The following is a 15270-nucleotide window of genomic DNA, read 5'->3' as shown; positions in this document are numbered from 1 at the left end:
GGGCTCCTTGTCCAACGTGTCGACCGTGACGGACCGCAGCTTGCGGATCCGCGTGCCGCCCGGCGGTCGTTCCCCGACCGCCGGGCGCCGCGCTGAGCTCAGTGGAACCGGATCCTGCGGGAAATCGAAAACGGCGCCTTCGACCTGGGTTCGCCGAGAACCGCCTGGGTTGATCGACCGACTCGAACAGCGGCAGGATCCCGCGGCATGGACGACGAGACCTGGGAGACCGTCAACTCCCTTGCGTTGAAGCTGGATTCGCATTCCAGGCTGACCGGCGAGCTGGCCTGGCTCGGCCAGGCCCTCAAGCTCTCCGAGGAGACCGGTGAAGTGGCCGAAGCCGTCATCGGAGCGCTCGGCCTCAATCCCCGCAAGGGGCACAGCCACACCTGGACCGATGTCCGCAAGGAAGCCTGCGATGTCGCCGTCAGTGCCCTGGTCCTCCTCGCCCGGATGGGCGGCGATCCGCGCTGGTTCTTCGAGGAGCACCTGCGCGCCATCCGCAGCCGCGACCTGCCGGGGGAGGCGACCGCTTGAACACGGCACGGCCTGCTGGTGCTCGACGGGCCGACGGCCGCACGGCCCGACCGGGTCGGGGCCGTCGCGGCAGACGAGGTGCGACGACACGGCAGCGGCCGCGTCGGGCCACTGCCGGGTGCGGATCGGCCGCCCCTGACGGGCGGGCCGATCGTCAGGTGGCGTTCACCACCGACTGCGGGAAGGCGAAGACCCGGTCCGGGTCGTAGTGCTCCGCCACCTTCTTCAGCTTCGGGAGGTTGATGCCGTAGTACGCCTGCCCCCAGTGCGGCAGGGTGGCGTCGATGTAGTTGACGTAGGCGCCCGTCGCACCGAGGGCGGCGAGCCCGTCGCGGATCGCGTCCACCGCCTTCTTGGTGGCGGGGTAACCGGCCCGGGTGGTGTCGGCGTAGATCTGGGCGCTGGCCAGGGAGTGTCGGTGCGGGAAGGCCGTCGCGTCGGGGGCGAGTCGGGCGACGGCGCCGCCGAGCACGTCCAGCAGCAGGAAGACACCGCTGTGGCCGACCATCAGGGCCGCCACCTTGCCCGCGTCCAGTGGTGCCGGGGGCAGCATCCGGGACTCGGCGACGAAGGAGGCCCGCGGCAGGGTGCCGCCCTCCCAGGTCGGGTGGCACTGCGCGATGGTGTCGCTGGCGCAGCCCGCCATGAACTTCATGGCGTCCAGGTAGTCCTTGCTCTCCACCAAGCGCGTCGGCTGCGCCCCGGCGGCCCGCACCAGCTGGTCGATCAGCGGAGTCAGGCTCTTCTGGTCGCCCACGTAGCAGCCGACGATCTTGACGGTCGGTGGCGTGCCACCGGCGATCTGGCAGCTGGACCACAACTCGAACGGCGCCGCACCCGCCCAGCTCTGCCAGGCGCCGATGGTGTCGGCGGCCGAGCCGGGCGGGAAGGTCAGCACGAAGACGGTCAGCGGGGGTGCTGCCTCGGTGCGGAAGGCGAACTGGGTGACCACGCCGAAGTTGCCGCCGCCACCGCCGCGCAGCGCCCAGTACAGCTGCGGCTCGGAGTCGGGCGAGGCCAGGCGCAGCTTCGAGTCGGCGGTGACCAGCCGGGCGGAGCTCAGGCGGTCGCAGGTCAGCCCGTACTTGCGGGTCAGCACGCCGATCCCGCCGCCCTGGGTGAGCCCGGCGACGCCGACGGTGGGGCAGGAGCCGGCCGGGAGCAGCCGACCGGCCTGGGCGAGGCCCGCGTACACCTCGATCAGCCGGGCGCCGGCGCCGACCAGCGCGGTGCCGTCGGAGAGCACCCGCACCTGGTTCAGGTAGCGCAGGTCGATCACCAGGCCGCCGTTGGGGATGCTGTAGCCGAGGTAGCTGTGTCCGCCGCTGCGTGCCGCGATCGGGATCCCGTGCCCCCGGGCCACGTCGAGGCAGGCCTGGACGTCGCCGGCCGATGCGCACCGGGCGATGGCGGCGGGCAGCTGGCCGTCGTTCAACTCGTTGAAGCCGAGCCGCTCGTAGCTGTAGGCCGAGTCACCGGGCAGCACCAGCCGGCTGCCCAGGCGGGCCTTCAGTGCCTTCCAGTCGGGCGGTGCGGCGGCGGTCCCCCGGGGCCGGCCCGGCCAGGCGTTGAGGGTGGGAGCGAGGTCGCTGCCGCCGCGACTCCCCGGGCCGGGGTGGGCCGCCGCGCCGCGCGCCCCCGTCATCACCATGGCGCCGGCGGCGCCCAATGCGGTCAGGAGCCGCCGTCGATCGATCGTCATGCCTCTGCTTCTTCCTGGGTGCCCGGTCCCGCCGCGCCCGCCGCGCGGCCGACAACGCCGCCATCCTCGCCCGCCGCACGGATGAGGGCGCGTCAGGCTGCGCCCTTCGGCGGAACGGGCCCTTCGTCGCCGAACCAGCACCCGGGCAGCCCCTCAGTCGGCGGCTCGCCCGTTCCGGCGGGCCGGATCCGCGTACTCGGGGTGGCGCGCCATCCAACCGCGGATGAACTGGCAGGTGGCCCGCACCGCCAGCCCACGGTTGCGGGCGTCCTCCAGGGCCGCCCGTGCCAACGCCGAGCCGACGCCCTTGCCCTCGAACCGGGGCTCGACCTCGGTGTGCGGGTAGACCGCGAGCCGCTCGTCCCGCTGGTAGGCGGCGAAGCCCGCGAACTCGCCGGCCACCCATGCCTCGAACCGGCTGTTCGCCTCGACGTCCCGGACTTCGATCTCCATCCATCCTGCCGTCCTCACCTGGGACCTGCCCGTCACCGGCCATCGTCGCCGGCCTCCCCTCGCTGCCGCGCGACCGCCGTCGCCGTCGTCCTCACCGCTCGCCGGGCCGGTCGTCAGCTCGGGTCGGCCGGCACCACGGGCGTGAGCAGCAGCCGGCCCGCCATGCCCGTGCTGTCCGCCATCCCGACGCACGCCAGGTCGTAGGTGAACGGATTGCCGCGCTGCGACCAGAGCATCTGCACCGAGAGCCAGGCGGCGTCCCGGGCGGCCTCGATGCTGAAGCTGCTCAGGAGGTGGGTGAGCGTCTGCGCGTCCTCGGTCGCCAGCTTGACCAGCTCGGGCTCGAACTCGGCCCGGACTGTGGCCTCCACCTCGGCCAGCAGCTGGTTGACCTTCAGGTAGTCGGCGTGGACCGGCGCGGTGTCGGGTGTGGTGCGCCGCTCCTTGCAGGTGAGGACCACGGAGAGCGCGAGGTCGTGGTTGATGTGCGCGTTCATTCCCGCGAGGGCGTACTGGACGGGCAGGATCCGGTGGTTGCCCCGCAGGTCGAAGAGCGGGCGCCAGGCCGCGTTGACCGGCTTGCGGGCCTGGTCGGCGTCGATGTTGCGCAGGTACAGGTCGGCGAAGACCACGTCCATCCGCTCCATGAACGCGGCGTCCGCGAAGAACCCCTGGGTGATGCCGGCCGCCACCAGCTCGGTGACCTTCAGATACATCCGGTTGAAGCAGGCGACACCGTCACGGGTGTCGAGCTCGGCGTCGATCTGCTTCATCCGCTGGATCACCTCTTCGACCGTGTCCGGCAGTTGGGTGACGGGCGCGGGAGCGGGTTCGGTGCTCATGGGGACCTCCTGGGCGACGTGCACCACACCATACGCCGACGAACTGACGATGCGTCAGATGGCCCTCGTTCGGCCGCGTCGCGCCCGGGAGCGGCACAGGTGGTCCACGGTCACGGCATCCAACGACCGCCCGCGGCCGGCAGCGGCGCACCACAGAACCCCACGACCACGCCTATTGGCCGAGGCGACCGTCCTGCCACTCCTCGGCGAGCAGTCCCATGATCACCTCGTCACGGAACTCGCCGTACACCCAGCCCGCCCGGCGCAGCCGCCCCTCCAGCACGAAGCCGGACCGGGCCCCTGCCTGGACCATGGCGGTGTTCTCGGCCAGCGTCTCCAGTTGCAGGCGGTGCAGGCCGAGCACGGTGAACCCGTAGTGGCAGAGCACCTCCACCGCATCGCTCCCGAGCCCCCGGCCACGCCAGGCAGGCCGCAGCGCCAGACCGAGGTGGGCGATGCGGTTGTGCTGGTCGATCCCCCAGAGCAGAGCCGCTCCCGCCAACTCCCCCGAGGCCAGCTCCACCACCGAGAAGTGCGCGACCTCCGCCGCCGGCGCCGGCACGGCGAACGGTGACGAGTCACCGCCGGCCGGGACGGGACGCCAGGGACGGCTGTCACCCTGGACCCGGACCGGAACGTCATCGTACAACTCGGCCTGCAACAGCGGGACATCGTCGTGCTGCCGGGCCCGGAGCAGCGTCTTGGCACCTCTGAGCATGGTTCCACATCTAGCATCCGCACCGGTCGACCTGCCACCGAATTCCCTTGCCGCGCCGACCGGATCGCCGGGCGTGAGCGGAAGGACCGCCCAACGGATCGCCGAGCGGGTGGAGTTGACGGGCGAGGGGCGAGCAGACCACCGCCGGGCTGCCGGCGGTGGCGGTGCGCTGGCGGTGCGCTGGCGGTGCGGTGGCGGTGCGGTGGCGGTGCGCTGGCGGTGGCGGTGGCGGTGCGGTGACGGTCGTCGACGCGGCGCCCGAGGAGGTCACGCCGCCCGTCACCGGTCTGCCCGGCGTGCTCGTCCGCGCTCTGTTCCGGAGAACGGAACTGATCGGCCGTCAGTTCTCCTGCCGCAGGTGGGTGCGCTGGGCATCGCGGTCGAAGATGCCGAGGATCTCCGCGCCGCCGGCTTGGGCGCCGATGGCGTGGGGGGTCATGGTGTAGAACTCGGCGGCCTGGCCGGCGTCGACCAGGATGCGGCGGTCGCCGAGCAGCAGCACGACGGTGCCGGAGAGCACGGTGAACCACTCACGCCCGGGATGGGCCTTCAGGTCGGCGGGGCCGGTCGGGGCCGGTCGGGTGATCCGCATGCGGGCCACGGTGACTGCCGGGTCACGGCCAAGGGCCCAGCTGGTGACACCGGGCCCGGAGTCCGGGCGGGGTCGCAGGATCACGTCCTCGTCGGTGCCGGCCTGGACCAGTTGGTCGAGCGAGGTGTCCAGGGCGCGGGCCAGGGAGGCCAACTGATCGAGGCTGATCCGACGGGCTCCGGTCTCGATGCGGCTCAGTGTGGACGGGCTGAGGTAGCAGCGGCCGGCCAGTTCGTCGAGCGACCAGCCCATCGCCAGCCGCAGTCCGCGGATCCGCTTGCGCACCAGGGCGTCCAGTTCGCTGAATTCTTGCGCCATGGGCAAGAGGCTATGCCATTGGCGCAAGCGCCTCGTATCGTCGAGGCATGGCTGATCACACACACCACCACCATCACCACCACGGCGGCGACGGCGGCCCGGAGGCCGCGGAGCGGGAGGCCGCCCTGGCCGAGATGCTCGACCTGGACGCCGAGTTGCTGCACTCGCTGCACAGCGAGGTGGTCGACCTGGTCGCCGAGCACGCCGGGCGCGTGCGGCGGTTCGTCGACCTGGGCAGCGGCACCGGGGCGGGTACCTTCGCACTGCTGGCCCGGTTCCCCGAGGCCGAGGCGATCGCCGTGGACGGGTCGCCGCAGATGACCGAGCGCTTGCTCGGCACAGCGGAGACCAGCGGGACGGCGAGCCGGGTGCGCGCCATCGAGGCGGACCTGGACGAGGCCTGGCCCGACTTCGGCGGCGAGCTGGACCTGGCCTGGTCCGCGACCGCGATGCACCACATGGCGCAGCCGGCCCGGGCGATGCGCGAGGTGTTCGAGGCGCTCCGGCCCGGCGGGCTCTTCGCCCTGGTCGAGATCGACTCGCAGCCCCGGTTCCTGCCGGAGGAGCTCGGCATCGGCCGGCCCGGCCTCGAGGACCGCTGCCGCGCCTTGCTGGAAGCCCAACTGGCTGTGGAGCTGCCGTACTTGGGAGCGGACTGGGGGCCTCTGCTTACCGGCGCCGGCTTCGAGGTCGCGGCCGAGCGGCGGTTCACGGCCGAGCCGACACCGACCGACTCGAAGGCCGCAGGTCGCTACGCCCAGCTGGTGCTGCGCGGCCTGCGGGACCGGGTCGCCGGCCTCGCGACCGCCGATGACCTGGCCGTGCTCGACCAGCTCACCGCCGACGACGGCCCGCACAGCGTGCTGCGGCGCGACGACCTGACCGTGCGCGCCGAGCGCCAGGTCTGGTTGGGCCGCCGTCCGGTCGAGTGATGCGGTGGGTGCCGGCGGACCCACCGGTCGCGGCGCGCCGAGCCGGCTCGGGTCCTCAAGCCCGGCGGGCTCGCGGGTGGCACCTTTCCGCAGGCGCGGCGCCGGCTGCCACTGCCGGGCCGTACCAGTGGCGCAGCGCCTGGTGGAGCCCGTCGACGTGATCGCCGCCGGCGGTGCGCAGCCAGGCGGTGTGCCCGTCCGGCCGGAGGAGGACGGCGCGGAGTTCGGGGTGGTCGGGGCATGCCGCGGTGACGGTGTCCACGCGGTCGGCCCACCCTGCGGCCGACTCCCGGACGGCGCCTCCTCCGGTCAGGTCGAGCAGCACGCCGCGCCCCGAGGCGAGTAGCCCGGCCAGCCGCACGACACCGCCGCCCGTGGTCAGTGCGAGATCGGGCGCCAGACGGCCCAGCCAGGGGTGGTCGGAGCCGGGGCACATCTCGTACCGGGTGTCCAGTCCGGTGATGGTCTCGGCGAGGGCGCGGTTGCCCGCGGGGTGGCCGGCGATGCGGGTGAGCAGGTCGGTGATCGGCCCGAGCCGGTCGTCGGCGTCGCCGAGCAGCACCTGGGCCCGCGTGTTGGCCAGCACCCGCGCACCGGCGGCGTGGCGTTCGGCGTGGTAGCTGTCGAGCAGGTGTGCCGGCGCGGTGCCGCGCACGGTGGCGGCGAGCTTCCAGCCGAGGTTGAACGCGTCGTCCAGGGCGACGTTGACGCCGATCGCCCCGGCCGGCGGGTGGATGTGCGCGGCGTCCCCGGCCAGGATGACCCGGCCCCGGACGTACTCGCTCGCCAGCCGGGCGGCGTTGCCGAACCGGGTCAGCCAGCGCGCGGCGCGCAGCTCGACGTGGCGGCCGAGCGCGCCGTCCACGGCGGCTTGGAGCAGGTCCAGGGTGACCGGGGTGTCCTTGTCCGCGGGAGGTTGCCGGTCGGTGGTGATCACCCTCAGGTAGCCGGGGCGGGGAATGACGAAGACCGTCCCGCCGGGGCCGGTGGTCGCGCCGAACGGCAAGGCCTGCGGGTCGGCGAACTCGACGTCACCGAGCAGGGAGAAGCGGGTCGCCTCGGTGCCGGGGAACTCGATGCCGGCCTGCTTGCGGACGGTGCTGCGGCCGCCGTCGCAACCGACCAGGTAGCCGGCCCGGACGCGGTACTCACCGTCACCGGTGCTGACCGTGGCGGTGACGGACTCGGAATCCTGTTCCAGCGAGCGCAGTTGGTGTCCGCGCCGGATGTCGGCTCCCAGGTCGCGAGCGTGCGCCTCGAGCACTTCCTCGACCCGGGTCTGCGGGATCCCAAGCGAGTACGGGTGGTCGGTGTGCGTGCCCGCGAGGGTGAGCGTCACCGGCAGGCCGGAGAAGGCGGCGTGCGGCACCTGCCAGCCCTCGCCGACAAGCCTTTCGGCGAGGCCGCGCCGCGCCAGCAGATCCAGGGCGCGGGCATTGAGGTTGAAGCCCCGGCAGAAGTCCGGCCGCTGCGCGTCGCGTTCGACAACGACCGTATCGACGCCGGCGAGTCGCAGCTCGCCGGCGAGTAACAGCCCGGCCGGGCCGGCTCCGACGATCAACACCTCGGTCATGGAGTGCTTCCTTTCGAGTCTGTCGGGCCGGACCAGGTCCATCCCTGTTCGGTTCGTTGGACCTCGGGCCAGCTCAGGCTGCCGTCGCGGATCTCCGCGATCGTCCGCCGCGTCCAGGCCAACTCGGCTTCCCAGGAGTGCAATGCGCACTCGGCCTCGATCATGAACAATCGGGGGACCCTGCCGGAGCCGACCGTGTCGGCCAGCACCGCGTTCGTCTCCTCGATCCGCTGGGCCAGGTGCCCCGCCCGTTCGGCCAGTGCCTCCGCCGCCCTGTCCGGACCGAGTGCGCCGAGGTAGGACACCGCGGCCATGAACTTCGGGTACTCCGCGACGGGCGTGCGGAGGAGTTCATCGATCCAGCGGACGAACTCGTGCCGGCCCGACTCGGTTGTCGCGTAAACGGTTCGCTCCGGCCGCCTGCCGTCGCGCGCCGTCTCCACCGGCTCGATCCAGCCGTGCCGGGCCAATGCCCCGACCGTGTCGTACAGCGACCCTGAGTTGACCTTGAAGCTGCCGTCCTTGTGCCGCTCCCGCAGGGTTGTCGCCATCTCGTACGGATGCATCGGCTGTTCCCGCAGCAGGCCCAGCACGGCCAGCGCCAGCGTGTTGGAGATCTTCCGCTTCGCCATCTGTTGTCGCCGCCCCCTAATAGTCGGGACCGACTATACGGGATCGGCTACTTGCGGCAAGCCGCGTAGTCGGGCGCGGATCGGCTCACGAAGCGTCGCCGCCGCGGAGCCGGCACCATGATGTGGCGTTGCCGCAGCGCGAAGCCGTGTCAGCGGCCGGCACCGACTGCCGCTCGGACACCCCGGGGGCCGCTCGTGCCAGGCCACTGCGGCATTCGGTCGCCCGCGCCGCGCCGACTGCCTACTCCCGTGGCACGCACACGCGTTGAGCGCTGGGACGCAAGCGGCGTTGTAAGCCCTGCTCCTACGGGATGGCGGGGTTCGATTCCTCGGCAACGCACTGGTCCGTAGCTGAGGTGGCAGCGTGTCCGCCTTCACAGCGGAATGTCGCCGGTTCGACTCCTGCCTGGCCGGCGAGCGGACGAACGCAGGCCGTGCGCCCGGCACTTGTGGAGGGGGTCGGTCCAGGCCCTGCGCAGTGTGCGTTCGAATCGCACCGATGCTGTGCGAGGCGCTGTGGCCCAACCGGGGGAGGCGGCGGTGCGAGGGGCCGCAGGCTGCAGGTTCGATTCCCGGTCAGCGCTACGGAGGAGTGGCCGAGCGGATCCGCCGCCCGGCCATCCTGACCTGCGGTTCGGCTGGGGAGCCGGTCAGCAAGCTGCCCGGCGAGTCGTGCTGCCGGACGCTCAGCGGCTGAGCGCCATGCGCAGCGCGCCGGCTGCCTCGGCGGCGGCCTCGCGGAAGCGGCGGCCGACACCGAGGTAGCTCAGGTAGCCGTGGATCAGGTCGGGCTGCCGACTGAGCGCCACCGGGACGCCGGCCTCGCGCAGCCGCTCGGCATAGGCCTCGCCCTCGTCGCGCAGCGGGTCGAAGCCGGCGGTGGCGATGTAGGCCGGTGGCAGACCGCCGAGGTCGGCGGCGAGCAGCGGGGACATCCGCGGGTCCTTGCGGTCCACGCCGACGGGCGCGTAGTGGTCGGCGAACCAGTCCATCTGGGCACTGGTCAGCAGGAAACCGTCGCCGAACAGCTCGCGGGAGCGGCGGCGCCGGGAACCGTCGGTGGCCGGGTAGCAGAGCAGCTGGAAGGCCGGGGACGGGCCGCCCCGGGCGACGGCGAGCTGGGCGACGACGGCCGCGAGGTTACCGCCGGCGCTGTCGCCGCCGACCGCGATCCGGTCCGGGTCCACGCCGAGGTCGGCCGCCTTGGCGTGGGCGTGGTCGAAGGCGGCCAGCGCGTCGTCCACGGCCGCCGGGAAGATGTGCTCGGGCGCGCGCCGGTACTCCACCGAGAGCACCCGGACGCCCGCGTGCCGGGCCAGGAACCGGGCGGCGCCGTCGTGGCTGGCCCGGGAGCCGAGCACCCAGCCGCCGCCGTGGTAGAAGACCAGCAGCCCGGACGGCTCGTCGCCGATGCCCGCCGGGGTGTAGAGGGTGGCGGAAAGCTCGCCGTGCTCAGCCGGTATCGGGATCTCGCGGACGCTCATCGGCTCGATCCGGGCGCCACCGAGGGTGTGCCGCGAGTACTCGACTCCCGTCCGGGACGGGTCGACCAGGCCGCTGCGGTGCACCAGGCCCTCGCCGGAGAGCTGCTGCAGCCGCAGCAGCAACTGGGCGTCGAGCGCCAGCACTTGTCCGTCGCGGCGCACCTGCGGCCCGGCGATCGCCCGGCGCAGCGGCGCGGGCAGCCCGTACACCGCGCGCAGCGCCGCCGCCTGCAGTCGGACCTGCAACGGAACCGCCATCGGACCTCCCTCTCGCCGCCCCCACCGGCCGCCGGTCGAGGTCGCGACAAAACTACCCGACGGTAGCCGAGTTGGGCAGGGCCCCGGCCGGCCCCTGGTGCCCGGTCCGTTCCCGATCAGCGTGTTCCGCCTCGATCACCGCCGCCAGCAGGCCCGGGAAGGCCGCCTCGACCTCCTCGCCGCGAAGCTCGTTCATCCGCGCGGTGCCCGCGTAGTACTGCCGGATCAACCCGGCCTCACGCAGGATCCGGAAGTGGTGGGTGGCCGTGGACTTGCTGACCGGGAGTTCGAACTCACCGCACTTGACATCGGCGCTGGCGCCGGCGAGGTGCGCGACGATGCTGCGCCGGACCGGGTCCACCAGGGCTTCGAGGACCTGTTGCAGGGTGACGGTCCGAAGGTCGGGGTGGTGCGGGGTGCGATCGGCGTCCATGGGCCCATGGTACGACCAGCATCAAAGTTTGACAGCGGTCGAACTTTCCGTTTGAGTGGGGAGCCCGGTCAGATCGCCGGGACGGACCGAATGAGGTCAGGGGAGGACGAAGCGATGACCAAGGCAGTGCTGTTCCACGAGCTCGGCGGCCCTGAGGTGATGCGACTTCAGGAGGTGGCGGTCGGCGAGCCCGGCCCCGGCGAGGTGCGGATCCGGATTGATGCGATCGGGCTCAACCGGGCCGATGTGCTGTTCCGCACCGGCAACTACATCGAGGACGTCAAGCAGTTCCCGGCACGACTGGGCACCGAGGCCGCCGGCGTGGTCGAGGCGGTCGGCGACGGCGTCGCCGGCTTCCGGCCCGGCCAGCCGGTCAGCACCGTGCCCGGCTTCTCGCAGAACGACTACGGGGTCTACGCGGAGCGGGCCCTGGTTCCCGCCGACGCGCTGCTGCACCGCCCCGCGGAACTCGACCCGGTGGCCGGCGCCTCGGTCTGGATGCCCTATCTCACCGCCTACGGCGCACTGGTGGAGGCCGGCGGCATGCGGCCCGGCGACACCGTGCTGCTGAACGCGGCCTCCAGCAGCACCGGTCTGGCGGCCATCCACCTCGCCAACCGGATCGGCGCCCGCGCGATCGCCTTGACGCGCACCGAGGCCAAGAAGGAGGCGCTGCTGAAGGAGGGCGCGGCGGAGGTGATCGTCACCGAGCAGGAGGACGTCGCCGCACGGGTGCTCGCGGCCACCGACGGCCGGGGGGCCGAGCTCGTCTTCGACGCCGTCGCCGGCCCCGGCATCACCGCACTGGCCCGGCTCGTCGCCCCCGAGGGCACGCACGTCGTCTACGGCGCGCTCAGCGGCGAGCCCACCCCGTACCCCGGCATCGAGCTCGGCCTGCCCGCTCTCGCCATCCGGTCGTACACCATGCACGAGGTCAGCCGGCACCCCGAGCGGCTGCGCCGGGCCGAGGCCTTCATCGTCGCCGGGCTGCGGTCCGGCGCCTTCCGCTCGGTGGTGGACCGGACCTTCGAGTTGCACCAGATCGTCGACGCACACCGCCACTTGGAGTCCAACGCGCAGATCGGCAAGATCGTGGTCACCGTGTCGCACTGAGCTGTCGGCCGCTGGCCTTGACACCGCGCTGGCCGGTCAGGCGGGTGCGCAGCCGCCCAGCCCGCCGGGCGGGAGCGGACGTCACACCGGCCGGCCCCCGGCGGGCTCGGGCGGGAACGCGAGCGCGTCACACCGGCGCTCGGGCGCGAACCCGGGCGCGTCAGACCCGTAGTTCGGGCGGGAACCCGGTCCAGCGGAGCTCGGCGGGCAGGTGGTCCACGTCGTTGTGCACCAGCAGCGACGGCAGCCGCCCGGGCGCGTACCGGATCACCGTCAGCGCGGCATTGCCCTGGTTGAGCCCGAGCCAGCGCCACTCGGGCGCACCCAGGGCGTGCCGGACCAGCCAGGCCACCAGGAAGCTGTGGGTCACCACCAGTTCATGGCGCTCGTGGTCACCGACGACCGGGCCGGTGAAGCGCTCCACCGCCTGCCGGGCCAGCCCGGGCCCCTGCTCCCGCTCCTCGGGCGTGGCCTGCGCGAGAAAGCCCATCAGCCGGTCCGCTGCCTCCGGCGGAAGTTCCGAACGCAACGGGAAGGACGGGACGTAGTCACCGGCGCACTCCACCTCGCACAGCCCGGCGCCCGGCAGTTGCTCCGCGATCAGTCGCGCGGTCTGCGCGGCCCGGCGGAGCGGACCGTGCTGCACCAACGAGATCGGCCGCTTGGCCAGGCGCTGCCCGATGAGCGTGGCCTGCCGCCGCCCGTTCGCCGACAGACCGCTCTCGTCGGGCAGCGCCTCGCCGTGCCGGACCAGGTAGAGGTAGCGGGTCGCCGTGCCGGTCATGTCCTGTGTGCTCCCTGTTCGTCCCCCGGGCGGCTCCCGCCGCATCCTCCCCTCCCTGACGTGCGTCCGTACGCCCCCGGTTCCCCTTCTACAGCTGATCGGTCACCAGGCCACGCAGGACCGTGATCGTCCATTAGTTGAATCGACGATCCCGTCGATCCAACGCCGTTCGGCGTATTGACGTGTCCCTTACTCCAGGAGTTGAATCCGCGTCAGTCGAATCAGGGAGCCGCGCATGCCTTCCCGGACCATCCCCCACACCTTCCGCCGCCTCCGCCGCCTCCACCGCGTGCCCCGCCTGCTCCACCGCTGGGCCGCCGGTTCGGCGGTCGCGGCGCTGGTGGCCGCGCTCGCCGTCGTGATCACCCCCGCCACCCCGGCAGCGGCCGCCACGCCGCCCCCGCCCCCGGCCGGCTGGACGACCGTGTTCAGCGACGACTTCTCCGGCGCCGCCGGCAGCGCGCCGTCCGCCGCCGACTGGACCCACGACACCGGTCCCGGCTCGAACTTCGGTACCGGCGAGATCGAGACCATGACCGACTCGACCAGCAATGTGCACTTGGACGGCAATGGCCATCTCGACATCACCGCCCTGAACAACGGCGGCAGTTGGACCTCCGGCCGGATCCGCACACCCAGCGCGCTGGTCGGCGCACCGGCCGGCGGCAAGCTGGAGGTCACCGCCGACATCCGGCAACCCACCGGCGGCCCCGGCTACTGGCCGGCGTTCTGGATGCTGGGTCCGGGTCAGTGGCCCGAGAACGGTGAGATCGACATCATGGAGGACGTCAACTCCCTCTCCGAGGTGGCCGGGACCATTCACTGCGGCACCTACCCCGGCGGCGTCTGCAACGAGGGCAACGGGATCGGCAGCGGGCTGCGGGCCTGCGCCGGCTGCCAAGGCGGCTTCCACACCTACGCGATGATCCTCGACCGCACCAACACCTCGGCCGAGACCATCACTTGGTACCTGGACGGCGCCGCCTACTTCAGCGTCGCCGAGAGTCAGGTCGGCGCGGCCGTCTGGCAGCAGGCCTTCGACCACAACCTCTCCATCATCTTCGACCTGGCGATCGGCGGCGGGTTCCCCAACGGCGTGTGCGGCTGCACCACGCCGACCTCGGCCACCGCCTCCGGTGGCACGATGAGCGTCGGCTACGTCGCCGCCTACACCACCAACGGCGGCTCCAGCGGCGGCGGTTCGGGTGGCGGACCGGTGGTGGGCTACGCCGGGCTCTGCCTGGACGACCGCAACGGCAGCACCGCCGACTTCAACCCCGTCCAGGTCTACACCTGCAACGGCACCAGCGCCCAGCAGTGGACCTTCGTCCAGGCCGGCACCACGTTGCACGCGCTCGGCAAGTGCCTGGACATCAACAGCGGCGGCACCGCCAACGGCACCACCGTCGACCTCTACACCTGCAACAACACGGCCGCCCAGGTCTGGATCCCGCAGCCCAACGGCTCGCTCTACAATCCGCAGTCCAACAAGTGCCTTGACGACACCGGCTGGTCCACCACCCCGGGCACCCAGGTACAGATCTGGGACTGCACCGGGAACGCCAACCAGCAGTGGAGACTGCCCAGTTGATGTGCGGCGGGGCTGCCACGACCGGCAGTTGCGGCAGCCCCGCCGCAGACCAGCCCCAGGTCAGCGGGTGAACAGCGACAGCAGCAGCACCAGTCCGCAGAACGCCACCAGCACCCCGACGGCGGCCAGCCACCCCCGCCGCCCCACCAGTCCCGCCAGCCCCACCGAGGCCCCGGACATCACCGGCTGCCCGCCCGCCTCTTCACCACCGCCCGCCCAGGGCGCGGCAGACCCCGAGTCGCCGTGGTGCTGCCCACCACCATGGTGCCCCCCGAAGTCGCCCCCACCGCTGTGACCCGCCACGGCGACCCAGGGGACAGGAGTCCCCGAGTCGCCGTGGTGGTGCCCACCACCGTGGTATCCCCCGAAGCCGCCCCCGCCACTGTGACCGTCCACGCCACTCCCCCGCTCGCCGAATCAACTGCCGACCAGCATGGCACTCGCCACCCGGCCCGTACCTCAAGGAAAGCTCTGCATCCGGCCCGATGCCGGCAGTGACCGCGGCCCGGAGGCCAGGGACCTGGTCGGGCTCGCGGGCTCAGCGCTTGAATGCCTCCTCGAGGAAGTACGTTGCGATTCCGGCCGCACCCGTGCCGGCGGCCAGCACCAGGAGAGCGCATGCCCGGTCCCGCACACCTCGAGTGAGGGCGAGGGGCAATCCGATGCCGACGACGAGATAGCACCAGCCTGCGGTCGTTCCCGGCCCTCCGTCGGAACTCGTCGCCAGGGCAAGGAAGGCGATCCCTTCCAGGGCCCACACCGATCCCGTGACGCCGGCCGCCGCCGTCCTGACGGCGCGTCGGCCGTGGCGCAGGAGTGCCCCGGCTGCGCCGTAGACCGGGCCCGCGACGGCTCCGGCGACGATCCAGATCACCACCGAGCCCGTGTCAGCGGCAAAGCCTCGCACCTCCGAGGTCGCGTAGTACCCGACGACGAGGCCGAGCTGGGAGAGCGCTCCCGCCCCCGCCGCCCACGGCCAGCGCCGATCAGCCCGGAGACCGGCGAGGAAAGCGATCACGACCCACGTCGAGGCGGAGTTCGCGAGCGCGCTCCAACCGTGCGGGAGGACGCTCTGACCGAAGGAAGTCAGGGCGCCTCCTGCCAACCCCACCAGCAGGGCCACCGCGCAGAGCACCCATGGGCGGACCGGGACGGCCCGGGAGGCGGACATCTGTACTGGGCGCTCGGTCATGGTCACGGGGGGCATTTCTCCTGATCGTCCGGTTCACAGCAACAACTGGCTGAGCAAGGGCTCGCCTCTCCCCATGGGACGCCCCGCGCTGCCCGAGCGGTTCACCGGAGCGCGGG

General features: G+C 72.5%; 15 protein-coding genes and 1 tRNA gene. 5 read left to right on the top strand and 11 right to left on the bottom strand.

All coding sequences use genetic code 11. The features are described 5' to 3' along the window. Positions 1-207 precede the first annotated feature (207 nt). Entirely contained in the window at positions 208-537 is a 330-nt protein-coding gene (locus LN042_RS04115; protein WP_230048461.1) for a MazG-like family protein, read from the top strand. Between the two features lie 154 nt (positions 538-691). On the opposite strand, the gene LN042_RS04110 is transcribed toward LN042_RS04115, so the two are convergent. The 5 genes from LN042_RS04110 to LN042_RS04090 all read right to left on the bottom strand — a co-directional run bounded on the left by LN042_RS04110 (position 692) and on the right by LN042_RS04090 (position 5162). Then, on the bottom strand, positions 692-2239 hold the full coding sequence (locus LN042_RS04110) for an FAD-binding oxidoreductase (RefSeq protein ID WP_230048459.1): 1548 nt from the start codon (positions 2237-2239) through the stop codon (positions 692-694). 153 nt (positions 2240-2392) lie between these two features. Next, positions 2393-2692 carry a GNAT family N-acetyltransferase gene (locus tag LN042_RS04105; RefSeq protein WP_230048457.1) on the bottom strand — a complete coding sequence of 100 codons (300 nt, stop codon included), beginning with the start codon at positions 2690-2692 and terminating at the stop codon, positions 2393-2395. Positions 2693-2805: 113 nt separating this feature from the next. After that, positions 2806-3534: a DUF5995 family protein gene (locus tag LN042_RS04100; protein WP_230048455.1), complete on the bottom strand. Its 729-nt coding sequence runs from the start codon at positions 3532-3534 to the stop codon at positions 2806-2808. 172 nt (positions 3535-3706) lie between these two features. Further along, positions 3707-4252 carry a GNAT family N-acetyltransferase gene (locus tag LN042_RS04095; RefSeq protein WP_230048453.1) on the bottom strand — a complete coding sequence of 182 codons (546 nt, stop codon included), beginning with the start codon at positions 4250-4252 and terminating at the stop codon, positions 3707-3709. A 340-nt stretch (positions 4253-4592) separates the two neighbouring features. Further along, entirely contained in the window at positions 4593-5162 is a 570-nt protein-coding gene (locus LN042_RS04090; protein ID WP_230048451.1) for a helix-turn-helix domain-containing protein, read from the bottom strand. 47 nt (positions 5163-5209) lie between these two features. On the opposite strand from LN042_RS04090, the gene LN042_RS04085 reads away from it, so the two are divergent. Then, positions 5210-6094 (top strand): class I SAM-dependent methyltransferase, encoded by an 885-nt coding sequence (locus LN042_RS04085; RefSeq protein ID WP_230048450.1) that lies wholly within the window; start codon positions 5210-5212, stop codon positions 6092-6094. A gap of 55 nt (positions 6095-6149) precedes the next feature. Here LN042_RS04085 and LN042_RS04080 read toward each other — a convergent pair whose 3' ends face one another. Then, complete coding sequence (locus LN042_RS04080; RefSeq protein ID WP_230048448.1) at positions 6150-7667, bottom strand: FAD-dependent monooxygenase; 1518 nt, start codon at positions 7665-7667, stop codon at positions 6150-6152. Continuing rightward, positions 7664-8299 carry a PadR family transcriptional regulator gene (locus LN042_RS04075; RefSeq protein ID WP_230048446.1) on the bottom strand — a complete coding sequence of 212 codons (636 nt, stop codon included), beginning with the start codon at positions 8297-8299 and terminating at the stop codon, positions 7664-7666. The genes LN042_RS04080 and LN042_RS04075 overlap by 4 nt, the downstream gene beginning before the upstream one ends. Before the next feature lie 510 nt (positions 8300-8809). Between LN042_RS04075 and LN042_RS04070 the strand changes: the two genes are divergently transcribed. Beyond that, a tRNA-OTHER gene (locus tag LN042_RS04070) sits at positions 8810-8884 on the top strand. Positions 8885-8985: 101 nt separating this feature from the next. Here the strand turns inward: LN042_RS04070 and LN042_RS04065 are convergent. Together LN042_RS04065 and LN042_RS04060 are read right to left on the bottom strand one after the other, a co-directional pair. Then, positions 8986-10041 carry an alpha/beta hydrolase gene (locus LN042_RS04065; protein ID WP_230048444.1) on the bottom strand — a complete coding sequence of 352 codons (1056 nt, stop codon included), beginning with the start codon at positions 10039-10041 and terminating at the stop codon, positions 8986-8988. Between the two features lie 52 nt (positions 10042-10093). Then, complete coding sequence (locus tag LN042_RS04060; RefSeq protein WP_230048442.1) at positions 10094-10474, bottom strand: ArsR/SmtB family transcription factor; 381 nt, start codon at positions 10472-10474, stop codon at positions 10094-10096. A gap of 114 nt (positions 10475-10588) precedes the next feature. Here LN042_RS04060 and LN042_RS04055 point away from each other — a divergent pair, with 114 nt between their 5' ends. Beyond that, positions 10589-11587, top strand: a complete 999-nt coding sequence (locus LN042_RS04055; RefSeq protein ID WP_230048440.1) for a zinc-dependent alcohol dehydrogenase family protein — start codon at positions 10589-10591, stop codon at positions 11585-11587. Between the two features lie 160 nt (positions 11588-11747). Here LN042_RS04055 and LN042_RS04050 read toward each other — a convergent pair whose 3' ends face one another. Next, positions 11748-12371: a histidine phosphatase family protein gene (locus tag LN042_RS04050; protein ID WP_230048439.1), complete on the bottom strand. Its 624-nt coding sequence runs from the start codon at positions 12369-12371 to the stop codon at positions 11748-11750. A 235-nt stretch (positions 12372-12606) separates the two neighbouring features. On the opposite strand from LN042_RS04050, the gene LN042_RS04045 reads away from it, so the two are divergent. Beyond that, positions 12607-13962, top strand: coding sequence for a ricin-type beta-trefoil lectin domain protein (locus LN042_RS04045; protein WP_230048437.1), 1356 nt, complete (start codon positions 12607-12609; stop codon positions 13960-13962). A gap of 538 nt (positions 13963-14500) precedes the next feature. Here LN042_RS04045 and LN042_RS04040 read toward each other — a convergent pair. After that, complete coding sequence (locus LN042_RS04040; RefSeq protein ID WP_230048485.1) at positions 14501-15154, bottom strand: DUF6518 family protein; 654 nt, start codon at positions 15152-15154, stop codon at positions 14501-14503. Positions 15155-15270: the final 116 nt, after the last annotated feature.

Source organism: Kitasatospora humi, assembly GCF_020907985.1.
GTDB classification, from domain to species: Bacteria; Actinomycetota; Actinomycetes; order Streptomycetales; family Streptomycetaceae; genus Kitasatospora; species Kitasatospora humi.
The sequence above is the reverse complement of the archived record's forward strand: the minus strand, read 5'-3'. Positions and strand labels throughout refer to the sequence as shown.

Coding starts and splice junctions, on each gene's coding strand:
- LN042_RS04080 (WP_230048448.1), bottom strand. CDS start 7,667: ATGACCGAGGTGTTGATCGTCGGAGCCGGCCCGGCCGGGCTGTTACTC.
- LN042_RS04115 (WP_230048461.1), top strand. CDS start 208: ATGGACGACGAGACCTGGGAGACCGTCAACTCCCTTGCGTTGAAGCTG.
- LN042_RS04105 (WP_230048457.1), bottom strand. CDS start 2,692: ATGGAGATCGAAGTCCGGGACGTCGAGGCGAACAGCCGGTTCGAGGCA.
- LN042_RS04075 (WP_230048446.1), bottom strand. CDS start 8,299: ATGGCGAAGCGGAAGATCTCCAACACGCTGGCGCTGGCCGTGCTGGGC.
- LN042_RS04090 (WP_230048451.1), bottom strand. CDS start 5,162: ATGGCGCAAGAATTCAGCGAACTGGACGCCCTGGTGCGCAAGCGGATC.
- LN042_RS04045 (WP_230048437.1), top strand. CDS start 12,607: ATGCCTTCCCGGACCATCCCCCACACCTTCCGCCGCCTCCGCCGCCTC.
- LN042_RS04085 (WP_230048450.1), top strand. CDS start 5,210: ATGGCTGATCACACACACCACCACCATCACCACCACGGCGGCGACGGC.
- LN042_RS04055 (WP_230048440.1), top strand. CDS start 10,589: ATGACCAAGGCAGTGCTGTTCCACGAGCTCGGCGGCCCTGAGGTGATG.
- LN042_RS04110 (WP_230048459.1), bottom strand. CDS start 2,239: ATGACGATCGATCGACGGCGGCTCCTGACCGCATTGGGCGCCGCCGGC.
- LN042_RS04060 (WP_230048442.1), bottom strand. CDS start 10,474: ATGGACGCCGATCGCACCCCGCACCACCCCGACCTTCGGACCGTCACC.
- LN042_RS04095 (WP_230048453.1), bottom strand. CDS start 4,252: ATGCTCAGAGGTGCCAAGACGCTGCTCCGGGCCCGGCAGCACGACGAT.
- LN042_RS04050 (WP_230048439.1), bottom strand. CDS start 12,371: ATGACCGGCACGGCGACCCGCTACCTCTACCTGGTCCGGCACGGCGAG.
- LN042_RS04040 (WP_230048485.1), bottom strand. CDS start 15,154: ATGACCGAGCGCCCAGTACAGATGTCCGCCTCCCGGGCCGTCCCGGTC.
- LN042_RS04065 (WP_230048444.1), bottom strand. CDS start 10,041: ATGGCGGTTCCGTTGCAGGTCCGACTGCAGGCGGCGGCGCTGCGCGCG.
- LN042_RS04100 (WP_230048455.1), bottom strand. CDS start 3,534: ATGAGCACCGAACCCGCTCCCGCGCCCGTCACCCAACTGCCGGACACG.